Source organism: Paraburkholderia sp. BL27I4N3, from assembly GCF_003386115.1.
Lineage (GTDB): Bacteria > Pseudomonadota > Gammaproteobacteria > Burkholderiales > Burkholderiaceae > Paraburkholderia.
The window spans coordinates 3723798-3747749 of sequence record NZ_QREJ01000001.1 but is presented as its reverse complement, the minus strand read 5'-3'; the positions used below and the strand labels follow the sequence as shown (position 1 = coordinate 3747749).

The following is a 23952-nucleotide window of genomic DNA, read 5'->3' as shown; positions in this document are numbered from 1 at the left end:
GGGAGGCTTTGTTTTTTTTCAGCGTCGTCGGCTTTATTCGCCTTGACAGCCCGAAAGCGGCGCGCCGTCCGCATCCCGTAAAATAGCCGCACCGTCTTCGCACTTTCACAGAATCCGCCCATGTTCGCCCGACTTCCCCTGTATCTGCGCCTCGTGCGCATGGACAAGCCGATCGGCAGCCTGCTGCTGCTGTGGCCGACGCTCAACGCGCTGTGGATTGCTTCCGACGGTCATCCCACGTGGCCGCTGCTGGTGATTTTCACGGTGGGCACGGTGCTGATGCGCTCGGCGGGTTGCGCGATCAACGACTACGCGGATCGCGACTTCGATCGCTACGTGAAGCGCACGGAGAATCGGCCGATCACGTCGGGCAAGATCAAGGCATGGGAAGCGGTGGCGCTGGCGGCTGCGCTGTCGTTGCTGGCGTTTCTGTTGATACTGCCGCTCAATACGCTGACCAAAGAGTTGTCCGTGGCGGCGCTTTTCGTCGCCGGTTCGTATCCGTTCACCAAGCGGTTTTTTGCGATTCCGCAGGCGTATTTAGGGATCGCGTTCGGCTTCGGCATTCCGATGGCGTTCGCCGCGATTCAGGGCCACGTGCCGCTGCTCGCGTGGGTGATGCTGCTGGCCAATGTGTTCTGGTCGGTGGCGTACGACACCGAATACGCGATGGTCGACCGCGACGACGACATCAAGATCGGCATCCGCACGTCGGCGCTGACATTCGGCCGCTTCGACGTGGTCGCGATCATGCTCTGCTATGCCGCGACGCTGGGGATTTACGTCTGGATCGGCGTGCTGCTCGGCTTCGGCGTGCTGTACTGGCTCGGATGGGCGGCGGCCGCCGGCTGCGCGATCTATCACTACACGCTGATTCGCAATCGCGAACGGATGGCGTGCTTTGCCGCGTTCCGGCATAACAACTGGTTGGGCGGCGCGCTGTTTGTCGGCATCGCCGCGCATTACGCGGCGGGCTCGTTTTAAGTTTTTTCGCGTGGCGTCGAGGCCGGTTCTGCGCTGCTATTCAGCAGGCGCCACCTCTGGCTCGAATTGTGGCGCCGCCGAACACCCTCACTGCTTGCCGAACTCGTCGCCCATTTCCTTCGCGCGGGCATCCGCGGCAAGCGCACCGCGCACGATCGCATCCTTAACGCCGCTCGCGTCGAACGACGCCAGCGCCGCCGCCGTCGTCCCGCCTTTGGACGTCACACGTTCGCGCAACACACGCGGCGGCTCGTCAGAATTCGCCGCCAGTTGCGCCGCGCCGGTGAAGGTCGCCACCGCCAGCGCGCGGCCTTGCGCTTCATCCATGCCGAGTTGGCGCGCGGCTTCCTGCAACGCCTCGATGAAATAGAACACGTAGGCCGGCCCGCTCCCCGAGATCGCGGTGACGGCGTCGATCTTCGCTTCGTCGTCGAACCAGACGGTTTCGCCGACCGCGCCTAGCACTTGCGACGCGAGCGCGCGGCCCGCTTCGTCGACGCTGCCGGTCGCGACCAGCCCCGTCACGCCCATGCCGATTAGCGCCGGCGTATTCGGCATGACACGCACGATACGGTGGTGCCCGTTCAGCCAGCGCGACATGTCGTCCATGCGAATGCCGGCGACGATGCTCACGGCCAGTTGCGACGCATGCAGATGCGGCGCCACTGCCTCGGCGACGCTCTTGAGGATCTGCGGTTTCACCGCCAGCACGACGGCGTCGTACGCGCCGAGCGCGGCATCCGCGGCGGCGCCGGTCTTGATGCCGAATTGCTGCTCATTGCGCTTGCGCGCGTCTTCGTTGGGGTCGATTGCGTAGAGGTCAGCGGGCGCGACGCCACGCTTGATGAGGCCGCCGATCAACGCAGCGGCCATGTTGCCACCGCCGATAAAAGCAATTTTCATGATGTTCCGAATGAAGTGCCGAGTGCCGTGAAGAACCCAAGGAGCCTGAAAGGCCCGATAAGGTCAGTTAGAGTAATCTCGCGCGCCGAAGATGGCGGTGCCGACGCGCACGATCGTCGCGCCTTCCAGCACGGCAGCCTCGAGATCGCTCGACATGCCCATGGACAGCGTGTCGAGTTCGAGACCGTCGTTGCACAGACGCTCGAACAGTTCGCGCAAATGCCGATGCGGCACGCGCTGTTCGTCGATGCCGCCGGCCGGCTCGGGAATCGCCATCAGGCCGCGCAAATTCAGCTTCGGCAGCGCGGCGATCGCCTGCGCAACTTCCACCGCTTCGGGAATGCTCACACCGCTCTTCGACGCCTCGCCGCTGATGTTGACCTGCAGGCAGATGTTGAGCGGCGGCAGATTGTCCGGCCGCTGCTCCGAGAGCCGCTGCGCGATCTTCAACCGATCCACCGAATGCACCCAATCGAACTGCTCGGCCACCGGCCGGGTCTTGTTCGATTGCAATGGACCAATGAAATGCCACTCGAGCGTGGCGCGCAGATCGGCGAGCGTCTCGATCTTGGTGAGCGCTTCCTGCACGTAGTTTTCACCGAAGGCACGCTGGCCCGCCGCGTAGGCGGCGCGCACGTCTTCGGCGGGGAAGGTCTTGGAGACCGCGAGCAGATGGACCGAACGCGTATCGCGTCCGGCCACGTGGGCGGCCATGGCGATGCGCTGCTGCACCGCCTCGAGGTTGTGAATCAGATCGGGCATGTCGGAACTGGAAGTCCAGCGAAAGTCGATTACCCGATTATACGGACAGCATGTGCTCGACCAGTTCGATCCAATGCGCGACCGGCGTCGAGGTGCCGCTTTGCAGATGCGCAATGCAGCCGACGTTCGCCGACACGATCACCTGCGGCTCCTGCGCTTGCAGCCGATCAAGCTTCTGATCGCGCAGCGCGTACGAGAGCTTGGGTTGCGTCAGCGAGTAGGTGCCGGCCGAGCCGCAGCACAGATGACTGTCGGCGGGCAGACGCACCTCGACGCCCAGCGCGGTCAGCAAATGCTCGACCTTGCCGCGAATCTGCTGGCCATGCTGCAAGGTGCAGGGCGGATGAAACGCCACCGTATGAACCGAGCGGCGGCGCGTGACCGAGACCAAAGCTTCTTCGAACTCCGGCAGGATTTCCGCGACGTCGCGCGTCAATTCCACCACGCGGCGCGCCTTTTCCGCATACGCCGGATCATGGCGCAAGAGGTGCGCGTATTCCTTGACGGTCGCGCCGCAGCCGGACGCGTTCATCACGATCGCTTCCACGCCTTGTTCGACGTAGGGCCACCATGCGTCGATGTTGGCGCGCAGGTCGTCGAGCGCGTCGTCGTTGTAGCCTAGATGCAGACGGATCGCGCCGCAGCAGCCGGCATCCGGCGCGATCAGCGTTTCCACGCCGAGCGCGTCGAACACGCGCGCGGTGGCGATGTTCACGTTCGGCATCATCGACGGCTGCACGCAACCCGCGAGCATCAGCATCTTGCGCGGATGTTTTGCCGTCGGCCATTCGAGCGGACGCTGCCGCGCGGGCACCTTGTCGCGCAGTTTCTTGGGCAGCAACGGACGAAAATGCTGGCCGATCCGCATGGTCGGCGTGAACAGCGCGCTGTTCGGCACAAAGCTCGCGAGCATCCGGCGCACCAGCCGTTGACCGAGCGGGCGCGTGACTTTCTCTTCGGTGAGCTTGCGGCCGATTTCCACCAGCCGGCCATATTGCACGCCGGATGGGCAGGTCGATTCGCAATTGCGGCAGGTCAGGCAGCGGTCGAGATGGACTTGCGTGCTGCGCGTGACCGGCGCGCCTTCGACCATCTGCTTGATCAGATAGATGCGTCCGCGTGGGCCGTCGAGTTCGTCGCCGAGTATCTGATAGGTCGGGCAGGTGGCTGTGCAGAAACCGCAATGCACGCAATTGCGCAGGATGCCGTCGGCTTCGTCGCCATCGGGCGTGTTGCGAATGAAGTCCGCGAGGTTGGTTTGCATCGCGTCGCTCAGAAGTCGGGGTAGAGACGGCCGCGATTGAAGATGCGGGCCGGGTCGAAAGCGGTTTTCAGGCCGCGATGGATTTTCATCAGCGGCGCGGGAAGCGGGGTGAACACGCCGGCGCCGCGATCGTAGCCATGGCCGGTGCGGAAGATCGTGGCGTGGCCGCCGGCCTGTTTGGCGCTGATGCGCACGGTTTGCGCGTCGGTGTCGGTGATCCACCAGCGCTGGCCGCCGCCCCATTCCATGAGTTGCGCGCCGGGCAATTGCAACGGCTCCGTAATTGAAGGCAGAGCAAGGCGCCACAGCGCGGCCCGCGGCGGGATGGCGGCGAAGAACGAGTCGGTCTGTTCGCGCAGGCCGGCCCAGAAGCGTTCGGCTTCGACGGCATCGACCACCTCGCCGCCGAGCGCCATTTTCGCCGACTTGACCGCGGCCTCGGCGCCGGCAAGGCGCAAGACCAGCGTGCCATGACGCCACGCGCTCGCGGTAATCGGCAGCGGCCGGCCGCCCCATTCGTTGAGCTTACGGACTGCGTCGGTGCCGTTCATGTCGAATTTGAGCGTGGCTTCCGCCTGCGGCAGCGGCAACACCTTGATCGACAGTTCGAGGATCAATCCCAGCGTGCCGAGCGAGCCCGCCATCAGGCGCGAGACGTCATAGCCGGCGACGTTCTTCACCACCTGGCCGCCGAAATGCAGCTTCTGGCCCTGACCGTTCATGATCACGGCGCCGAGCACGAAGTCGCGCGCCGCGCCGGCCGACGGGCGGCGCGGACCGGCGATGCCCGCCGCGATGCAGCCGCCGAAGGTGGCCTGCGCCCCGAAGTGCGGCGGTTCGAAGGCGAGCATCTGATGATGCTCGGCGAGCGCGGCCTCGATCTCCAGCAGGGCCGTGCCCGCGCGCGCGGTGATGACCAGCTCCGCCGGGTCGTACGCAATGATGCCGCGATAAGCGCGCGTGTCGAGGATGTCGCCTTCCAGCGTCTGACCGTACCAGTCTTTGGTGCCGCCGCCACGGATGCGCAACGCGCGCCCCTCGGCGCTGGCCGAACGCACACGCTCCGACCACACGGCGACGATGTCGTCCTCTTCCATGGTGTCCTGCTTCGTTGTGTTTCGTTTGATTGTACCGGGCAGGGGCTGGCTGGCAACCAGGAGCGGACCCGCATCGGGTAATCAGGGTGAGAGCAGGAAAAACGGCGCCCACGCGGCTTATGCGCGACGCGTGGGCGGAACCTGTACTGCGTTAGAACCGCGGCAGCTCAGGATGCGGCAGCAAGCCGCCACGCACATGCATCTTGCCGTACTCGGCGCAACGCGCTCGCGTGGGAATACCTTTGTCGGGGTTGAGCAGACCGGGCGCGTCGAAGGCTCGCTTGACCGCGTGGAAGGTATCCCGCTCTTCCGGCGAAAACTGCACGCACATCGAATTGATCTTTTCGATGCCCACACCGTGCTCGCCGGTCACCGTCCCGCCCAGTTCGACGCACGCTTCGAGGATGTCGGAACCGAACGCTTCTGCCCGGTGCCACTCGTCCAGGTCGTTGCCGTTGAACAGGATCAGCGGATGCATGTTGCCGTCTCCCGCGTGGAAGACGTTAATGCAGCGCAGGTTGTAGGTCTTCTCCATCGCCTCGATGCGCGCCAGCAGCGGCCCGATACTGCGGCGCGGCACGGTGCCGTCCATGCAGTAATAGTCGGGTGAAATGCGGCCGGCGGCCGGGAATGCGTTCTTGCGCCCCGACCAGAAGCGCAGCCGTTCGTTCTCCGAGCGGGAAATCTGGATGCGGGTGGCGCCCTGTTCACGCAGCACAGCGGTCATGCGCACGATTTCATCCGCGACTTCTTCGGGCGTGCCGTCCGATTCGCACAGCAGGATCGCCGCCGCGTCGAGATCGTAGCCCGCGTGGACAAATTCCTCGACGGCGCGCGTGGCCGGCTTGTCCATCATCTCCAGACCGGCAGGGATGATGCCCGCCGCAATGATGCCGGCGACCGCGTCGCCGCCTTTCACGACGTCGTCGAAACTGGCCATGATGACCTGCGCCGTTTGCGGCTTCGGGATCAGCTTGACCGTGACTTCGGTGACGATCGCAAACATGCCTTCGCTGCCGATCAGCACGGCCAGCAGATCGAGACCGGGCGCATCGGGGCCGAGCGAGCCGAATTCGACGATGTCGCCTTCCATGGTGACGGCGCGCACGCGCAGCACGTTATGCACCGTGAGACCGTATTTGAGGCAGTGAACACCGCCGGAATTCTCCGAGACATTGCCGCCGATCGTGCAGGCGATCTGCGACGACGGGTCCGGCGCGTAATACAAACCGTAAGGTGCGGCGGCCTCGGAGATCGACAGGTTGCGCACACCCGGTTGCACCGTGGCGGTCCGCGCGTATGAATCGACTTCGACGATCTTGCGAAAGCGCGCGAGCGATACCACCACGCCGTGACGGATCGGCATGGCGCCGCCGGACAGCCCTGTGCCCGCGCCACGCGGCACGATCGGCACGTCGAGACGGTGGCAGATCTGCACGATGCGCTGCACCTGCGATTCCGTCTCCGGCAACGCGACCGCAAGCGGCAGACGCCGGTAAGCAGCGAGGCCGTCGCATTCATAGGCGACGGTGTCTTCTTCGCGAAACAGCAGACAATGGGTCGGCAGTACAGCCATCAACGCCTGCACGACTTCGCGCTGGCGCTGGGCGAGTACTTCGGCCGTCAGTTCAGCGGGTGCGTTCATGTGACTTGTCTCCTCGTGCCCTTCAAGTCCAACGCGGCTGGCTTTCTAGCGCCGCCGCGCCTGAATACGCCTCATGCCGCCCAGGTGAAGATCTTGCCCGGGTTCATCAGATTGCGCGGATCGAGTGCGTGTTTGATGGAGCGCATCGTATCGACCGCGACTTCACCGTGCTCTTCGAGCAGGAAGCCCATCTTGTGCAGGCCGACGCCATGCTCGCCCGTGCAGGTGCCGTCCATGCGCAACGCGCGCTGCACGATGCGATGGTTCAGACGTTCGGCTTCGACGAGTTCTTCCGGCTTGTTGGGATCGATCAGGATCGCGACGTGGAAGTTGCCGTCGCCCACATGGCCGACGATGGGGCAGGGCAGCGGCGACGCTTTCAGATCCTGTTCCGTTTCCTCCACGCATTCCGCGAGGCGCGAGATCGGCACGCAGACGTCGGTGGTGACCGCGCGGCAGCCGGGCTTCAGTTGCAGCATGGCGAAATAGGCGTTGTGGCGCGCGTTCCACAGACGGCTGCGATCTTCCGGACGGGTCGCCCATTCGAAGCCTTCGCCGGCATTCTGCGCGGCGATTTCCTGGACCAGTTCCGCTTGCTCTTTCACGCCGGCCTCGGTGCCATGGAATTCGAAGAACAGCGTGGGCGCTTCACGCAACGTGAGATTCGAGTGGCGATTGATCGAACGGATGGCGAGCGAATCGACGAACTCGACGCGCGCAACCGGTACACCCATCTGGATCGTTTCAATCACCGCGCGCACCGCGGCGCCCATGGACGGGAACGCGCACACCGCCGCCGACACCGCTTCGGGTTGCGGATACAGGCGCACGGTGATTTCCGTGATCACGCCGAGCGTGCCTTCCGAGCCGACGAACATGCGCGTGAGGTCGTAACCCGCGGACGATTTGCGCGCGCGCGTACCGGTTTTGATCACGCGGCCGTCGGCCAGCACCACGGTCAGCCCAAGCACGTTCTCGCGCATTGTGCCGTAACGCACGGCGTTGGTGCCCGAAGCGCGCGTGGCCGACATGCCGCCGATGCTCGCGTCCGCGCCCGGGTCGATCGGGAAGAACAGGCCGGTGTCGCGCAAAGCTTCGTTCAACTGCTTGCGCGAGATGCCGGGCTCGACCGTGACGGTCAGGTCTTCGGCGTTGATCGACAACACCCGGTTCATTTCCGACAGATCGATCGAGACGCCGCCTTGCACGGCGAGCAGATGCCCTTCGAGCGACGAACCGTTGCCGTAAGGGATGATCGGTACGTTGTACTGGCCGCACAGTTTGACGACGGTTTGCACGTCTTCGGTTGTACGCGCGAAGACGACGGCGTCTGGCAGTTGCGGGTCGAACGGCGATTCGTCGCGGCCATGATGGGTGCGCACGGCTTCGGATACGGACACGCGATCGGCAAAGACGGCTTTGAGCGCGTTCAGCAACTCGGCGGGAAACGGTCGGCGCAGCGGGGCCGACGGCACGGGATGATTCACGCATGTCTCCTAATATTTGGGGCGGTGCTGGTTTGCAGCATGTGTTTCATTTTACGCCGATCGCCCGCGGGCCGGCGCTGCAGCCGGCCCGCGCTTCTATAATGGCGGCGACTTCATGATGCGCGCAATATGGATAAACGCGGTGCTTCGATAGGCTGCTTCGGACCATGGCGGATTGCGTAGCGCATCGTCACTGAATGCATGGGAGAAAGCATGGGCAACCGTTTGAGCAAGATCGCGACCCGCACGGGCGACGACGGCACCACCGGTCTCGGCGACGGCAGCCGTGTGCGCAAAGACAGCGCGCGCATTGCCGCGATCGGCGACGTGGACGAACTCAACTCGAACCTCGGCGTGCTGCTGTGTGAAAGCTTGCCGGACAACGTGCGGGCGGCGCTCTTAGCGATCCAGCATGATCTATTCGACCTTGGCGGCGAACTGTGCATTCCTGGCCACACGATGATCACCGACCGGCACCTCGCCCAACTCGACGACTGGCTTGCCGACTACAACGCAGCTCTGCCGCCGCTGAAGGAGTTCATTCTGCCCGGCGGCTCGCGCGCGGCCTCGCTCGCGCATGTGTGCCGCACCGTATGCCGCCGTGCCGAACGGGCGATTGTTGCGTTGGGTGAGCACGAGACCATCCACGCCGCGCCGCGTCAGTATGTGAACCGGCTTTCCGATCTGCTGTTCGTGCTCGCGCGCGTACTCAATCGTGCGGACGGCGGCACCGACGTGCTTTGGCAACACGAGCGCAACGCTGGCTAAAGACCTGCCGGTGCCAATACACGTATGACCGCGCGATGACGCATGCAGCGTCACGCGCGTGACGAGCCCGACACGTTAGCCGACCGCCAGCGTGACCGGCTTGCCGATCCGGCTCATCATTTCCACCAGCGTGTCGATGGTGAACTTGGTCGTCTTCTTGTTGACCACGTCGGACACGCGCGGGCGCGACACCATCAGAATCTCAGCCGCCTCGGCCTGCTTCAGATGATGCTGCTCAATCCACGTGGACAGTTCTGTCATGAGCTGTTCCTTGAGCAGCCGCGTGTCGTTGATCTGCTTTTGCGACGCGGCGTGCAGGCGCTTTGCCTCTTCAGCGGAAAAGCCGAGTTCGAGGAACAGATTGGCGCCCGGCTTGGTGACGTGACGAATTTTGGTGTCGATCGTCATTGTTAAGTTTTCCTATCGTTAATGATGGCGCGATACCGCGTTTCGGCGATCTTCCTGTCGTGCGGACCCAGCTTTTGCGTCTTCTTCTGGAAGCAATGCAGCACGTATAGCGCTTCCACAAACTTGGTCACGTACATGACGCGAAAAATACCGTCTGCTTCCCTGAGGCGAATCTCGCGCGTTCCTGGGCCGATCGAGTCAAACGGTTTCCAGTCGTCTGGGTCGAGGCCTGCCTGAATCTTGCCGAGTTGGAACCCGGCTTGACGGCGCATCTCTTCGGGAAAGGCGAGTAAATCGTGATAGCTGGAGCCTAGCCAGCGAACTTCTTTTTCCTGCTCCATAGCCGCCTTTCATGTACAAAATCTTATACGTAACATTCACCCCGGTCAAGTCGTATTCGACCCGGCCATGAGTTGTTACGGTACAGAGGCGGTTAAAGGAGCACCATTCGTCCGTTCGGCTAACAAAAAACCCGGCTCATCCATCGAGCCGGGTTTCCGGTGTATCCACTGCTGCAATCAACGCGGGCTTTTAGTTGCCGCTGCCGCGTGCCACACGGCGTTGCTTGACCGCGTCGGCGAGGCCTTCGAGTACGGCAACGCTTTCGTCCCAGCCGATGCACGCGTCGGTGATGCTCTGGCCGTACGTCAGCGCGCAGCCTTCCTGCAGATCCTGGCGGCCCGCCACCAGATGCGATTCCACCATCACGCCGACAATCCGTTCGTCACCCGAAGCAATCTGGCGGCCGATATCCGCGCACACCGGAATCTGGTTCTCGTGCTTCTTCGAGCTGTTCGCGTGGCTCGCGTCGATCATCAGACGCGCGGCAAGTCCTGCCTTGCCGATGTCAGCGCACGCGGCGTTGACGCTGTCCGCGTCGTAGTTCGGCGTCTTGCCGCCACGCAGAATGATGTGGCAATCCTCATTGCCCGCGGTCGAGACGATCGCCGAGTGGCCGCCCTTGGTGACCGACAGGAAATGGTGCGGCTGCGAAGCGGCCTTGATTGCGTCGACGGCGATCTTGACGTTGCCGTCCGTGCCGTTCTTGAAGCCGACCGGGCACGACAGGCCCGAAGCCAGTTCGCGATGCACTTGCGATTCGGTGGTGCGCGCGCCGATCGCACCCCACGAGATCAGATCGGCAATGTACTGCGGGCTGATCATGTCGAGGTATTCGGTGCCGGCCGGCAGGCCGAGTTCGTTGATGCGCAGCAGCAGCTCGCGGGCCGTGCGCAGGCCGTCGTTGATCTTGAAGCTGTTGTCCATGTGCGGGTCGTTGATGAGACCCTTCCAGCCCACGGTAGTGCGCGGCTTTTCGAAGTACACGCGCATCACGATTTCCAGCTCGCCGGCGAAGCGCTTGCGCTGCTCGATCAGACGCCCCGCGTATTCCATCGCCGCTTTCGTGTCGTGGATCGAGCACGGTCCGATGATCACGATCAGCCGGTCTTCCATGCCATGCAGAATGCGATGCATCGCGGTGCGCGAGTTGTAGATCACGTCGGACACCGTTTCGTCGCAAGCGAATTCGCGGATCAGGTGAGCCGGCGGCGTGAGTTCTTTCAATTCGCGGATGCGGACATCGTCGGTGTTGTGCGGGGGCATCTTGTTCTCCAATCGGTTCGTAGCGTGGTCGCGCGGGCAATCAGGTTTGCGATGAAGCAGCAATACCAGAGCGGACGATCATCAAATTAAAGTTTCAAAGGCATGAGGCGAAAAAAAAACCGCCAGGCTGGCTGGCGGTTTTTCGGGAATTCTCGGTGTCCTGCGTGCACTAACACCTCTCTCGATCCGCCAGCGGTCTGAGATGCCAAAAAAAGTAAAAATAAAACTTGGCGGACATGACGAATGAGGTCGCAGGTCAAAAAGGGTGAGTGACTTTATAACCCGGGCAGGCGGCGCTTGCAAGCTGCGGGGTGCAAAAATGCGGAAAATCCGCATACTTCGCGCGATGTGTGCACGAAGTATGCGTTAGCTGCGAATTCAGGCGGTACCGCCCACGGTCATCTTCTCAATGCGCAGCGTAGGTTGGCCGACGCCCACCGGCACGCTTTGGCCTTCCTTGCCGCACACGCCGACGCCCGAATCGAGCTTCATGTCGTTGCCGATCATGGTCACGTATTTCAGCGACTCGGGGCCGCTGCCGATCAGCGTCGCGCCCTTCACCGGGTACGTGACCTTGCCGTTTTCGATCATGTACGCCTCGGAGGCCGAGAACACGAACTTGCCGTTGGTGATGTCGACCTGGCCGCCGCCGAAGTTCACCGCATACAGACCGTTCTTCACGGAGGCGAGGATTTCCTGCGGATCCTTGTCGCCGTTCAGCATGTACGTATTGGTCATACGCGGCATCGGCAACGCCGCGTAGGACTCACGGCGAGCATTGCCCGTGACCGGCATCTTCATCAGACGCGCATTCAGCGTGTCCTGGATGTAGCCCTTCAGGATGCCGTCTTCGATCAGCGTGGTGCACTGGGTCGGATTGCCTTCGTCGTCGATATTGAGCGAGCCGCGGCGATTCGGCAGCGTGCCGTCATCCACCACGGTGACGCCCTTGGCGGCGACCTGTTCGCCGATGCGCCCCGCGAATGCCGACGAACCCTTGCGGTTGAAGTCGCCTTCCAGACCGTGGCCGATCGCCTCATGCAGCAGCACGCCGGGCCAGCCCGGTCCAAGCACGACGGTCATCGCGCCAGCCGGAGCCGGCCGAGCGTCGAGGTTCACCAGCGCCGCATGGACTGCGTCGTCCACATAGCCAGACAGGATGTCGTCGGTGAAATAGCCGTAGTCGAAGCGGCCACCGCCGCCGCCGCTGCCGATTTCGCGGCGGCCGTTCTGTTCGGCGATCACGGTGACCGACACGCGCACCAGCGGACGAATATCGGCCGCGAAGCCGCCGTCGCTGCGCGCGACCAGCACCACGTCGTATTCACCGGCGAGGCCGGCCATGACTTGCTGGATGCGCGGATCGCGGCCGCGCGCCATCTTTTCGATGCGCTCCAGCAGCTTGACCTTCGCGGTTGCGTCGAGCGAATGCAGCGGATCGGCCGGCAGGTACAGATCGCGTCCCGCAATGCCGGTCAGCGACGACGCCACCTTGATCTTCTGCTTGCCGCCGCCGGCCTTGCCGATCGCGCGCGTGGCGATGGCCGCCTGGCGGATCGCTTCGGGCGACAGGTCGTCCGAATAGGCAAAAGCCGTGCGGTCGCCCGACACGGCGCGCACGCCGACGCCCTGGTCGATGCTGAAGCTGCCGGATTTCACAATGCCTTCTTCGAGACTCCACGCTTCGCTGCGCGTGTACTGGAAGTACAGGTCCGCGTAATCGATCTTGTGTGTGAAGATTTCGGCGAGCGTGCGAGTGAGCAGGGCTTCGTCAAGACCGTAGGGCGTCAGGAGGATGTCCTTGGCGGTGGCGAGATTACGGATACCGGGTTCGATGATGTTCATGCGAAGTATGTTCTGCTCGATACGAAGGATTCGGTTAGCGCCTCTGTCACACACTATATGAGTCGGGGGCGCCGCAGTTTCAATGTCACGCGAAAGGTTGGATCAACTGAGCACGCGATGACGCCAGGCGGGCAAACTCTGTCGCACTTCGTCGATCCGCGCACGCTCGAGATTGCCGGCGACCACGCCCGCGCCCTCGTCGCGCACCGCGACGATTTCGCCCCACGGGTCGATCAGCATGCTATGGCCCCACGTGCGGCGGCCATTTTCATGTTTGCCGCCTTGCGCCGCGGCCAGCATGTAACACTGGTTTTCGACCGCGCGGGCGCGCAGCAGCATCTCCCAATGCGCGCGGCCGGTGGTGTAAGTGAACGCCGACGGCACCACGATCAGCGCGCAGTCGCCCATGCGCCGGTACAGCTCCGGAAAGCGCAGATCGTAGCAGACCGACAGACCGACGCGGCCGAACGGCGCCTCGAAGGTGCGAACCTCGCCGCCGGGGCAGATGGTGCGCGCCTCGTCGAACGACTCCTCGCCCTTTTCGAAGTTGAACAGATGGATCTTGTCGTAACGCGCGGCCTCGTTGCCCTGCGGGTCGAACACCAGCGTGGTGTTCAGCACGCGCGAGGCTTCGGGCGACATCAACGGCAGCGTGCCGCCGATCACCCAGACCTGGTGGCGGCGCGCGGCGTCGGCGAGAAAGCGCTGGATGGGACCGTCCTGATAGGGCTCGCGCACGGCCAGCTTGTCCGTGTCCTTGAAGCCCATGAAGCAGAAGTATTCAGGCAGCAGGACGAGTTGCGCACCGTCGGCGGCGGCTTCGGCGATGAGGCGCCCGGCTTCGGCCAGATTGCGCTCGCGATCCGGTGTGCTCACCATTTGCAGCGCCGCGACACGGAAAGCGCTTTCCAGAGAACCGCTGGAGACGGTTGAAGAGACGTGTGTTTCGCTCATGAGCGTTTCGAAAAACTCCCGGCAAGACGGCGGCGCGAACCGCTGACGCCGCATACGTCGTTCAAGGCTGGCTAGGGCCGCCGGCGCGCCACGGCGCCCGTCCAACCAAACAAAGGGCCGGATACAGGCTCAGTTCGCCTCCACGGTCGAAGCCGGAGCGTCCATCTTACCGCGATCGCCCTTCACCCGCTCAACGTGCGGTTTCGACCACGAACCGGTGATGGCGTAGTCGCGCGCGAACGCATGCGAGACGGTCTGGCTAAAGGCAACATCGGCCACCAGCGCGCCCAGCCCGAGCAGCGGATTGATGACCGCCGCCGCGATCACGCCGGCGCCGGCGCTGATGGTCGGTACGACATGCACGCGCAGATCCTGGGTCTCCTGAGCGAGATCGACCGAGCCTTTCATCTCGGCGCGCGCCGGCGCGGTCACCAACTCGAAGTTCTCGGTGCGGCCAATGCCGTTGCGAATCTGCGCGGTGCCGGTGACATGTTCGAACGGCAAGCCTTCGCCGATCACGTCGTGGAAATTCAGCGTCGCGAAGCGAGCGAGGCTTTGCAGGCTGAGCACGCCCAGCAGCTTGGCGACGCCTGGATCGACCTTGAGAATCTGACCGTGGCGCAGATCGACGGCCAGATTTCCGTTGAAGGTCGGATAGTCGATCCTGGTCGGGCCGCCTTGCCACACCACCGTGCCCGACAGCGAGCCGGCGCCTGCCTTGAGCGTGCGCGGTTGACCGAAGCGCTCGAGCAACGCGCCGGCGTCCTTGATGTCGAGCTTGAAATCGAACACGGTGCGGCGCGGTGTGGCTTCACCGGCGCTGTTGCCGAGTTCGGTCGAAGTGCGCCAGTTCGCGGTGGCGGTGAGCGTCGCGGCGGAGTTCGTGATGTCGAGCTTGTCGAGTTGCCAGACCGGCACGCCGTCTTCGTCGAAGTTGTGCGCGTCGACTTCGAGGCGGCCGATGTTGCGGTCGCGCTCGATCAACTCGTTGACCACCAGATCGATGGACGGCATGTTCTGCGCCGGCGCCGAGATCGCCTGGCCGAGCAGGTCCTTGTCGGTGGCCGACGGAATCACCAGGCGGGCGAAGCGCGCCTGCAGCGTGCCCGGCGATTCTTTCGTCGCGCCCGGCAGCCACGACACGTGGCCCGACACCTGGTTCGAAGCGATGTTCGCCTGCCACGTGCGGTCCGCATGCGACGCGCCGACGATCACACTGTCCCAGTGGCGCTTGAGCAGCGTCAGTGTGCCGACGTGCAGCGCGAACCGGCTCGGCAGGAATTGTGTGACGGTCGGGTTCGGCGCGACCGGCGTCGCCGCAGCGGGAGCGGGCGCTTCTTTACTGCGCATCTGTGCGATCAGCGCGCGCCAGGCGTCCGCATCGAATGTGTCCAGATCGACGGCGGCGATCACGCCTTCGGACGGCAAGTCGGCCGGTTTGTTGACGCCGACCGCGCCGCGCACGACTGTCGGCGCGGTTTTCGGCTGATAACGCAGCAGATAGGTAGCGGCGACCGGGCCGAAGGTGAGATCGGCGCGCTGCAGTCCCGCTTCGCCCGGCGTGGCGGACGGGCTGACGGCGAAACGCAGCGGCATTGGCGTGCCGACCGGCTTGTTGAACGGCGCGGGGAAGTCGAGCGCGAGGCCGGTCAGATCGGAGTTCGCTCTCACTTCGGGCAGCCGTCCTTTGGCGCCGCGCACGTTGAGCGCATAAGGCGCGCTGCCGCTCATGCGCGTCAGCACCTGCGCGGCCGGGCCATGCAGGTTGAGGCCGCGCGCCGCGTCGACGGCGATATGGCCGCCCAGGTCGAGCGCATAGGTGCCGTCCTGCTTCAAGCCGCCGTTCGCATGCAAGTCGCCGCCGAGGAATTGCCCGGAGAGCCGGTCCACCTGTGCCGTGTGCTCGGTGAAATGCACCTTCCCCTTGAGTTGCGACAGCGGCGGCGCATTGTCGACGCTCAAGCGGTTGTTCTGAAAGCCGACCGCGCCCTCCACGGCAACGTGCGGCTTCGGCGTGCGCGGCACCGTGAGCTGCAGCGCCAGAGACGCCGGCCCTTCGGCGCGCACCTTTTCGGTTTCATGCTTCGCCATGATGCCGAGCGAACTGGCATTCACATAGTCGAGCATGTCGGCGAGCGGGCCGTGGGCATCGCCCTTGATGACGAGGCTCGACGCTCTGGTGCCGAGATCGTCGATCCTGCCGCTGACGCCCATCAGCGCGACCTGCTTGTAATGCGCCCGGTCGATGTCGAAGCGCAGCACGTTCTGCTTGAGCTCGAACACGCCGTCGATGCCGTCGAGCGCCGGCCACACGTTCGGCGTGCCATTCCTCATCTTGCGCGGCGGGAAGGGCGTCGGATCGAACTTGCCGCCCTTGAACGGCGCAACGATATGGAACAGCCCGGCGTCCGGATCACGCGAATAAGGGAACTTGGTCAGATCGCCGTGAATCTCGATGGTCGCGCCGTGCGACATACCGGCCTGCAAGCCGTGGCCGAGATAGATGCGCAGCTTCTCGCTAATGCTGGTGGGCAGATAGCGGACGATACGTGCCACCTGCGCGCGCTGGAAGTCGGCTTTCAGATCGAGCGAGCCGCGTCCGTGGCCGGGATTGCTGTAGTTTGCGGAGGCGGTGGCCGCGACGTCGGCGTTCGAGACGCCGAAATCGGCCAGCTTCACGGTGAAGGCCGGGCGGTTTTCGCCCGGCTTCTTCGGCGTGATGGTCCAGTCGGCGCGGCCATGCAGATGGTCGAGCTTCAACCGCGGATCGTCGAACACGCCAGGCAGGGTGATGGCCACATTGGAGGTGTCGAGCAGAGCGGTGCCGCGGGTCTCGTCGGCATCCACCTTGCCCCACAGATTCTCGATGCCGGGAATGCCTGCGCGCGGGTGGTTCCGCGGCGTCAGCCCCGGCGGCGGTTCCTGAGCGGCGACGCTGATGCCCTGTAGATCGCCCTTGAAACGATAATGCTCGATCGGTTCGGCGCCGCTCGGGTGACGGTCGCTGCCTGCTTCGCCGGATTCCGGCTTGCCGCGCTCGACTTCGATCACATAGTTGGCGACCAGACCGCGCGGACTGAAACGCACGAGATTGTTCAGCTGGCGTCGCGGCAGCGGCAACGCGCGGCTGAATTCGGCGAGGATGCCCAGGTCGACGCGGTCGCCGCTCACGCTGACGAGTTGCCCGTGCTGCTGCGAGGCGGTCCGGTAGCGCCCATTGAGCGTGGCGAACGCAAGCGTGCGGGTGAGCGGCGTGCCGTCGTCGAGCGGCGGCTGGCCGAGTTCGGCACGCAGATCGGTCAGTTGCAGTTTGTAGTCACCCTGGTCGGCTTCGAGACGCCACGAAAAATTGGCAACGGGCACCAGCAGCTTCGGCTGGGTCGGACGCACTCGCAGGGCAACGTCGTTGCCGGCAAGTTGGCCGCCCGCCGACGTCATGCGGCCGTCGGCGAAGTCGATCCAGATGGCGTTGTCGATACGGCCGGCAAACGTCTCGATCGGGAAATTGACGTAGCGCGCGAGCGTCGGCAGATCGACCGGGCCAGTCGACACGTACACCTGGCCGGTCCAGTTGATCGGCTTGCCGATCGCGGAGAGCGGCGCGTGTTTGAAGCGCGTGCGGAAATCGAGCGGCCCGTGCAGGACCTGGCCGTCGGCAGGTGCCTGCAGCGCGAGCCGGTGATCGTAGCCGTCGTTGAGGATCGCGATGCGGATGTCGCGCAGCGCCAGTTCCGGCGCGTCGTGTTGCGCATCGCGCCAGCGCAGCGCGCCGCCGCGCACTACGATCGCCTGCTGACGCAGCAGCCAGGTGGATAACGTGTCGTTGCCGCTGTGACGAGTCGGCACCGGCACGCCCGCCACCGAGAGCACGCCGTCGCTGCTGCGCGACACCAGCACGTCCGGCTGATCGACAATCAGACTGGAGAGCGCGGGATGAAACTGCCAGAGCGATCGCCACGAGAGCGTGGCGGTGGCGTGCGGGATCGTCAGCGCGGCTTTGCCTTCGTGATCGCGGATTACCAGGTCGGTGACGTCGAGGCCCGGCTGGAAGCCGCTCCAGTGGGGCGCGAGCTTGCCGATGGTGAATTGCGTACGCAGCTTTTCGGAAACGGTCGCTTCGATGCGAGGCCGGAATGAGTCCACACGCGGCAGCACCACATAGCGCAAGCCGAGCAACAGACCCATCGCAATGAAGTACAGGACGAGCGCGAGCACGAGAACCACGTGCAGGATCCGACGCAGCACGACGTGGTCGCTTCCGCTCACAGGCCGGACCTGCACGGTTTCGTGCGGGTCGGCGGATTCGTTTCGCTCGGACATGCTGCGGCGGGTGGGCGTATGGTAGTTTTGCGAATTAACGACGAAATGTAACACACGGGAAAGCGTAGGCGGACCTCCTGCAAACCCTGTCTGCATGCCGTCTTGCGACTTGCGGGAGGCGGCCGCGACCGCCGCAACCGTGTACTACTGCGAACTGAACCACGCTGATCAAGCAACGAGCGAGCCAGACCTTTGATGACTGACGCCACTCTCCTGAGTTCCAACTATTCACACTACGCGGCGCGCGCTGCGGCTGCCCGTCCGCAACTCGTGGCGCGGGTCGCGGCGCTTGCGTCCGAGCCGCTGACGCGCGAGCGTATCGATGCCCGTTTCGACGCTTTGTGCGCCGAGGCGGCCGGCGCAACCGACGCGCCGCTAAGCGAAGATGCACTCAAACGGGCCTTGCGCCAATTGCGCACCGAGGTCTTTTGCGCCGTGATGGAGCGTGATCTGGCGGGCGAGGCGGATGTTGCGGAAGTGACCGGCGCGATGACCGACCTCGCGGAGACGACGATCCAGCGCGCGCTCGCCGTCCTGTCGGCGGAACTTGAAACGCTATACGGCGAGCCGCGCGGGCCGCAAGGCGAACGGCTCTCGCTCGGCGTGGTGGGCATGGGCAAGCTCGGCGGGCGCGAACTGAACGTCTCGTCCGATATCGACCTGATCTTCATTTATGAAGAGGACGGCGAGACCGCGGGCGGCCAGCGTTCGCCGATCGCCACGCAGGACTTTTTCACACGCCTCGGCAAGCGCCTGATCGGCGCCCTCGCCGAAATAACCGGCGACGGCTACGTGTTTCGGGTCGATATGCGGCTGCGGCCGAACGGCGACTCCGGGCCGCTCGTGTGCAGTCTCGGCATGCTCGAAGAGTATTTCTACGTGCAAGGCCGAGAGTGGGAGCGCTACGCGTGGATCAAAGGGCGCCTCGTGTCCGAAGGCGCGAGCGATGCGGCGCAACGGCTGCAGAAGCAGCTCGACGCGATCGTCACGCCGTTCGTCTACCGCCGCTATCTCGACTTCGGCGTGATCAGCGCGATTCGCGCGCTGCATCTGCAGATTCGCCAGGAGGCGCAGCGGCGCGCGTCGATGCGGCCCGACAAGGCCGACGACATCAAGCTCGGGCGGGGCGGCATCCGCGAAATCGAATTCAGCGCGCAGGTGTTCCAGTTGATCCGTGGCGGCCAGGACGCGGGTTTCCGCGTGCGGCCGACACTGGCGGTGCTGCGTCACGCGGCCACGCATGGGCTGCTCGATACGTCGGTCTGCGTGAAGCTCTCGCAGGCGTATCGTTTCCTGCGCGAACTCGAGCACCGGCTGCAATACCGCAACGACGCGCAGACCCATGCGATGCCGGTCGATCCGGAGGAACGTTCGGCGCTCGCCCACGCGATGGGCTGCGACGACTACGCCTCACTAATGACGAAGCTGGACGCCCATCGCGAATTCGTCGAACAGCAGTTCGACCAGATTTTCGCCGACAAAGTGAACGGCCGCGATGGCTGTGGCGCGCCCGAAGACGGCGCCGCCGCATGGGTCTGGAGCAGCGCGCTCGCCGACGACAGCGCCGACGAAGCTCTGCGGGCGCGCCTCGTCGAACTTGGCGTGGCCGAGCCGGGCGAACTGCTCGCGCGGCTGCGCGCGATCTGGCAGTCGTCGCGTTACGCGGGGCTTGCCGAGCGCAGCCGGCAACGTTTCGACATCGTCGCGCAACGGGCGCTCGAAGCCGCTCGCACGTTGGAGCCTGCGGAGCGCCGCGCCGATACGGTGGCGCGCTTCTTCGATTTGCTGGAAGCGGTGAGCCGGCGCGGCGCGTATCTCGCCCTGCTGACCGAATATCCGCAAGCGCTGCATCGTGTGCTGTCAGTGCTCGGCGCTTCGCGTTGGGCGGCGGGCTATCTGATCCGCCATCCGCAATTGCTGGACGAATTGCTGGACGACGAAGCGATCAATAGTCCGTTCGACTGGCCCGAGTTCAAGCGCACGCTGCGCCTGCGTCTGGCCGCGGCCGACGGCGTCGAGCAGCAGATGGATCTGCTACGTCATGCCCACCAGGCCGAGGTGTTTCGCATTCTGTTAATCGATCTGGCCGGCAAGCTGAGTGTCGAGCACGTAAGCGACCGGCTGTCCGAACTCGCCGACGCCGTGCTCGACGTCACGCTCCAGGCCGTCTGGAACCAGTTGCCGAAACGCCACCGCGACGTGCCGCGTTTCGCGGTGATTGCGTACGGCAAGCTGGGCGGCAAGGAACTGGGTTACGCGTCCGACCTCGACCTTATCTTCCTCTACGACGACCCCGACGATGCCGCAGCCGACGTCTATTCAACCTACACCCGTCGCCTGATCACCTGGCTGACAACTGCGACCGGCGCCGGCACATTGTTCGACGTCGACTTGCGTTTGCGGCCGAACGGCGAGTCAGGTCTGCTCGTCACGGATCTGGACGCGTTCCGCCGTTACCAGTTGCGCGAGGGCGACGCGGCCAATACGGCGTGGGTCTGGGAGCACCAGGCGTTGAGCCGCGCGCGTTACTGCGCGGGCGACGCCGAGATCGGCGCCAAGTTCGAGGCGATCCGCGAACAGGTACTGACCACGCCGCGCGAAGCGGCGCCGCTCATGAAAGAGATCGTCGAGATGCGCGCGCGCGTCGAAGCCGGGCATCTGAACCACACGGCGCTGTTCGACCTGAAGCACGATAGCGGCGGGATGGTGGATATCGAATTCACCGTGCAGTACTGGGTGTTGTTGCACGCGGCGAGCGATCCCGAACTGATCCGCAATACCGGCAACATTGCGTTGCTGCGGGAAGTGTCGCGCTTCGGCCTGATGAGCGAGGCGGAAGCGGAGACGGTCGGCGCGGCGTATCGCACTTACCGCAAGTTGCAGCACCAGCTGCGGCTGGATGGGATGGAAAAGGCGCGGGTCGAGCCGGCGCTGGTGGCTAAGGAGCGCGAAGCGGTGCTGGGCTTGTGGAAACGCGTGTTTGGGTGACGGTTGATTCGACGTTCGCAGTTTGCGCGAGCGGATTGTGCAGCTCGATGCTTCGGATGCGGTGAGAGCGAACTCGTGGCGTTCGCTCTCCGAAACGGCATGAAGGGTGGCGAGACATCCACCCGCCAACGAACAGCTAAGCCGCCAGCATTTCCTTCGCATGCTTGCGCGTGGTCGGCGTGATCTCCAAACCGCCGAGCATGCGCGCGACTTCTTCGACGCGGCTCGCCTTGTCGAGCGAGGTCACGCTGCTGACCGTGCCGCCCTTGCCGTTGCCCGCTTTCGCAACCTGGAAGTGGTGGTCGCCGCGCGCGGCCACTTGCGGCAAGTGCGTCACACACAACACCTGGCGCTGCTGGCCGAGCTGATGCAGAAGCCGTCCGACCACTTCGGCGACGCCCCCGCCGATGCCCGTGTCCACTTCGTCGAAGATCAGCGTGGGTGTCGGGCTGGCGGCACTGGCAATGACCGCGAGCGCGAGGCTGATCCGCGCCAGTTCCCCGCCTGAGGCGACTTTCGCGAGCGGCCGCAGCGGCACGCCGGCATGACCGGCGACGAGGAACTCGACCTGTTCGAGCCCATGCGCGCCGCCTTCGGGCAGCGGCACCAATGCGACTTCGAAGCTGCCGCCTTTCATCGACAGTTCCTGCATGCCGGTTGTGACCGCCGCGCCCAGCGCCTTGCCGGCCTTGGCGCGCGCCTTCGAGAGTTTCTTCGCTTCGGTCAGGAAGGCTTCCTTGGCCCTGGCTTCGGCGGCGTGCAGGCTGTCGAGGTCGGCGGCCGCGTCGAGCGCGGCCAGTTGCGCGCGACGCGCCTCGTGTTCCTCAGGCAGCGTTTCCGGCTGCAGACGAAACTTGCGCGCTGCCGAGTGCAACGCGTCGAGACGCTTTTCGACTTGCGCCAGCCGCTCCGGATCGAGTTCGAGCTTTTGCGCGTAGTGGCTCAGCGAATAGGCCGCTTCCTGCAACTGGATTTCGGCGGGTTCCAGCGCGGCCAGCACGTCGTTCAAGGCCGGGTCGATCTCCGCCAGATCGCGCACCTTCGAGACGATCGAGGCAAGATGCGTGATCATCGCCTCGTCCGATTCGGACAGCGCGCCGAGCGCGCCTTGCACACCGTCGATCAGATTGGCCGAATGCGACAGCCGCCGGTGCTCGGCGTTGACGTCTTCCCACTCGCCCGGTTGCGGCGCGAGCTTGTCCAGTTCAGTGAGTTGCCAGGCGAGACGCTCGCGTTCGAGTTGCAGTTCACGGTCGCGCGTTTGCGCGTGCTCGACCGCCTGAATCTTCTCGCGCCACGCGCGCCATGCCCGTGTGACGCTTGCCGCGGTGTCCGACAGGCCCGCGTGGCTGTCGAACAGTTCGCGTTGTGCGTCGGGACGCATCAGTAATTGGTGCGCGTGCTGGCCATGAATATCCACCAGCATTTCGCCGACCTCACGCAACTGCGCGAGCGTCGCCGCGGTGCCGTTGATAAAGGCCCGCGAGCGGCCGTTGGCATCCACCACGCGCCGCAGCATGACCGTGCCGCCATGATGGCCGTCGTCGCCGGTCGTGCCGAGCGCCTGCTCGTCGAGCCATTGCTCGACCTGCGCATGAGTCTCGAATTCCGCGGTGATGTCGGCGCGGCTTTCGCCGGTGCGCACGACGTTCGCATCGGCGCGCGCGCCGAGCGCGAGCGCCAGTGCGTCGATCAGGATCGACTTGCCGGCGCCGGTTTCGCCGGAGAAAACAGTAAAGCCGCTGTCGAATTCGAGATCGAGCGCGGCGACGATGACGAAGTCGCGTATCGAGAGGTGGCGAAGCATGGAGGTCGTCTGGTGAGCTTGATGTTCGGGTTTCGGCCGCGGCGGCGTTCGCGTTCCGGATTTCTTGCCGCTCAGGGCTTGGGATCTTCTTCGTGCGACGGGTATTCGTTCCAGTGCAGCTTCTTGCGCAACGTGGTGAAGAAGCTGTAGCCGACCGGATGCAGCATGGGCACCGTATGACGCGAGCGGCGCACCTCGATCGTGTCGCCCAGTTCGAGCGAGGTGAACGACTGCATGTCGAAATTCACGTTCACTTCGCGCCCGGAAACAATCTGGATGCTCACCTTCGAGTCGTCCGGCAGCACGATCGGCCGGTTCGACAGCGCATGCGGCGCGATCGGCACCAGCACGATACCTTGCAATTGCGGATGCAGAATCGGCCCTTGCGACGACAGCGCATAAGCGGTCGAACCGGTGGGCGTGGCCACGATCAGACCGTCCGAGCGCTGGTTGTACATGAAGCGGCCGTCCACCGAGACATGCAGCTCCGCCATGCCCGAGAAGCCGCTGCGGTTGACCACCACGTCGTTGAAGGCGAGCGCGTGATAGATCGGATTGCCGCCGCGCATGATGCGCGCTTCGAGCAGCACGCGTTCCTCGCGCTCGAAATTGCCCGACAGCATTTGCGGCACGATCTCGCGCATGTCGGAGATCGGGATGTCGGTGATGAAGCCGAGCCGCCCGTGGTTGATGCCGATCAACGGCGTGCGGTATGGCGCCAACTGGCGGCCGATGCCGAGCATGGTGCCGTCGCCGCCCAGCACGACCGCAACGTCGGCGCGCGCGCCGATCTCGGCGGGACGCAGCGCCGGATAGTCGGTGACGCCGATCTCGGCGGCGGTGTCGGCTTCGAATACGATCTCGAAGCCGCGCTTCGCGATGCACGAGGCGAGCGCGGTCAACGGCTCGGCGATGCCCGGCGTATTGTTGCGCCCGACGAGCGCGACGGTCTTGAACTGGCTGGTCACTTGCATGCCGGCATTACACCATAGGTAGGGCCTGAAAAGAACCGCAGACAGACCCGGTAGCGGGCCGGCGCGCGCGGGCTGTCAGCGCATCTCGCGATTATCGTTAGAATGGTGAAGCCTTGATGACACGTGCGCCGGTTAAAGTGC

General features: G+C 64.5%; 17 protein-coding genes. 3 read left to right on the top strand and 14 right to left on the bottom strand.

Translation table 11 applies throughout. From position 1 onward, the window contains the following. The first annotated feature begins 120 nt into the window (after window positions 1–120). Window positions 121–984, top strand: a complete 864-nt coding sequence (ubiA, locus tag B0G71_RS16905; protein ID WP_116142863.1) for a 4-hydroxybenzoate octaprenyltransferase — start codon at window positions 121–123, stop codon at window positions 982–984. Window positions 985–1071: 87 nt separating this feature from the next. On the opposite strand, the gene proC is transcribed toward ubiA, so the two are convergent. The 6 genes from proC to B0G71_RS16875 form a co-directional block, all read right to left on the bottom strand. After that, window positions 1072–1887 (bottom strand): pyrroline-5-carboxylate reductase, encoded by an 816-nt coding sequence (gene proC, locus B0G71_RS16900; protein ID WP_116142861.1) that lies wholly within the window; start codon window positions 1885–1887, stop codon window positions 1072–1074. 63 nt (window positions 1888–1950) lie between these two features. Continuing rightward, window positions 1951–2649 carry a YggS family pyridoxal phosphate-dependent enzyme gene (locus B0G71_RS16895; protein WP_116142859.1) on the bottom strand — a complete coding sequence of 233 codons (699 nt, stop codon included), beginning with the start codon at window positions 2647–2649 and terminating at the stop codon, window positions 1951–1953. Window positions 2650–2686: 37 nt separating this feature from the next. Beyond that, entirely contained in the window at window positions 2687–3913 is a 1227-nt protein-coding gene (gene glcF, locus B0G71_RS16890; RefSeq protein ID WP_116142857.1) for a glycolate oxidase subunit GlcF, read from the bottom strand. An 8-nt stretch (window positions 3914–3921) separates the two neighbouring features. Then, window positions 3922–5010 (bottom strand): glycolate oxidase subunit GlcE, encoded by a 1089-nt coding sequence (gene glcE / locus B0G71_RS16885; protein ID WP_116142855.1) that lies wholly within the window; start codon window positions 5008–5010, stop codon window positions 3922–3924. A 151-nt stretch (window positions 5011–5161) separates the two neighbouring features. Then, on the bottom strand, window positions 5162–6655 hold the full coding sequence (locus B0G71_RS16880) for an FAD-linked oxidase C-terminal domain-containing protein (RefSeq protein ID WP_116142853.1): 1494 nt from the start codon (window positions 6653–6655) through the stop codon (window positions 5162–5164). A 71-nt stretch (window positions 6656–6726) separates the two neighbouring features. Beyond that, complete coding sequence (locus B0G71_RS16875) at window positions 6727–8142, bottom strand: FAD-linked oxidase C-terminal domain-containing protein (RefSeq protein WP_116142851.1); 1416 nt, start codon at window positions 8140–8142, stop codon at window positions 6727–6729. 213 nt (window positions 8143–8355) lie between these two features. Here B0G71_RS16875 and B0G71_RS16870 point away from each other — a divergent pair, with 213 nt between their 5' ends. Beyond that, window positions 8356–8910, top strand: coding sequence for a cob(I)yrinic acid a,c-diamide adenosyltransferase (locus B0G71_RS16870; RefSeq protein WP_116142849.1), 555 nt, complete (start codon window positions 8356–8358; stop codon window positions 8908–8910). Window positions 8911–8985: 75 nt separating this feature from the next. On the opposite strand, the gene B0G71_RS16865 is transcribed toward B0G71_RS16870, so the two are convergent. The 6 genes from B0G71_RS16865 to B0G71_RS16840 form a co-directional block, all read right to left on the bottom strand. Continuing rightward, a complete protein-coding gene (locus tag B0G71_RS16865; protein WP_116142847.1) occupies window positions 8986–9318 on the bottom strand; it encodes a helix-turn-helix domain-containing protein in 333 nt (110 codons plus the stop codon). Window positions 9319–9320: 2 nt separating this feature from the next. Then, complete coding sequence (locus tag B0G71_RS16860) at window positions 9321–9659, bottom strand: type II toxin-antitoxin system RelE/ParE family toxin (protein WP_116119010.1); 339 nt, start codon at window positions 9657–9659, stop codon at window positions 9321–9323. 190 nt (window positions 9660–9849) lie between these two features. Next, on the bottom strand, window positions 9850–10923 hold the full coding sequence (gene aroG / locus B0G71_RS16855; RefSeq protein WP_012431785.1) for a 3-deoxy-7-phosphoheptulonate synthase AroG: 1074 nt from the start codon (window positions 10921–10923) through the stop codon (window positions 9850–9852). A 378-nt stretch (window positions 10924–11301) separates the two neighbouring features. Next, on the bottom strand, window positions 11302–12768 hold the full coding sequence (gene tldD, locus B0G71_RS16850) for a metalloprotease TldD (RefSeq protein ID WP_106284500.1): 1467 nt from the start codon (window positions 12766–12768) through the stop codon (window positions 11302–11304). A gap of 102 nt (window positions 12769–12870) precedes the next feature. Then, entirely contained in the window at window positions 12871–13722 is an 852-nt protein-coding gene (locus B0G71_RS16845; RefSeq protein ID WP_116148678.1) for a carbon-nitrogen hydrolase family protein, read from the bottom strand. Between the two features lie 129 nt (window positions 13723–13851). Then, window positions 13852–18042: a YhdP family protein gene (locus B0G71_RS16840; RefSeq protein ID WP_116142845.1), complete on the bottom strand. Its 4191-nt coding sequence runs from the start codon at window positions 18040–18042 to the stop codon at window positions 13852–13854. Between the two features lie 195 nt (window positions 18043–18237). Between B0G71_RS16840 and glnE the strand changes: the two genes are divergently transcribed. Continuing rightward, window positions 18238–21030, top strand: coding sequence for a bifunctional [glutamate--ammonia ligase]-adenylyl-L-tyrosine phosphorylase/[glutamate--ammonia-ligase] adenylyltransferase (gene glnE, locus B0G71_RS16835; protein ID WP_116142843.1), 2793 nt, complete (start codon window positions 18238–18240; stop codon window positions 21028–21030). 136 nt (window positions 21031–21166) lie between these two features. Here glnE and recN read toward each other — a convergent pair whose 3' ends face one another. Beyond that, on the bottom strand, window positions 21167–22837 hold the full coding sequence (gene recN / locus B0G71_RS16830) for a DNA repair protein RecN (protein ID WP_116142841.1): 1671 nt from the start codon (window positions 22835–22837) through the stop codon (window positions 21167–21169). Between the two features lie 71 nt (window positions 22838–22908). After that, the gene (locus tag B0G71_RS16825; protein ID WP_106284495.1) at window positions 22909–23811 is read right to left on the bottom strand and encodes an NAD kinase; all 903 of its coding nucleotides are present in this window, start codon (window positions 23809–23811) and stop codon (window positions 22909–22911) included. Window positions 23812–23952 lie beyond the last annotated feature (141 nt).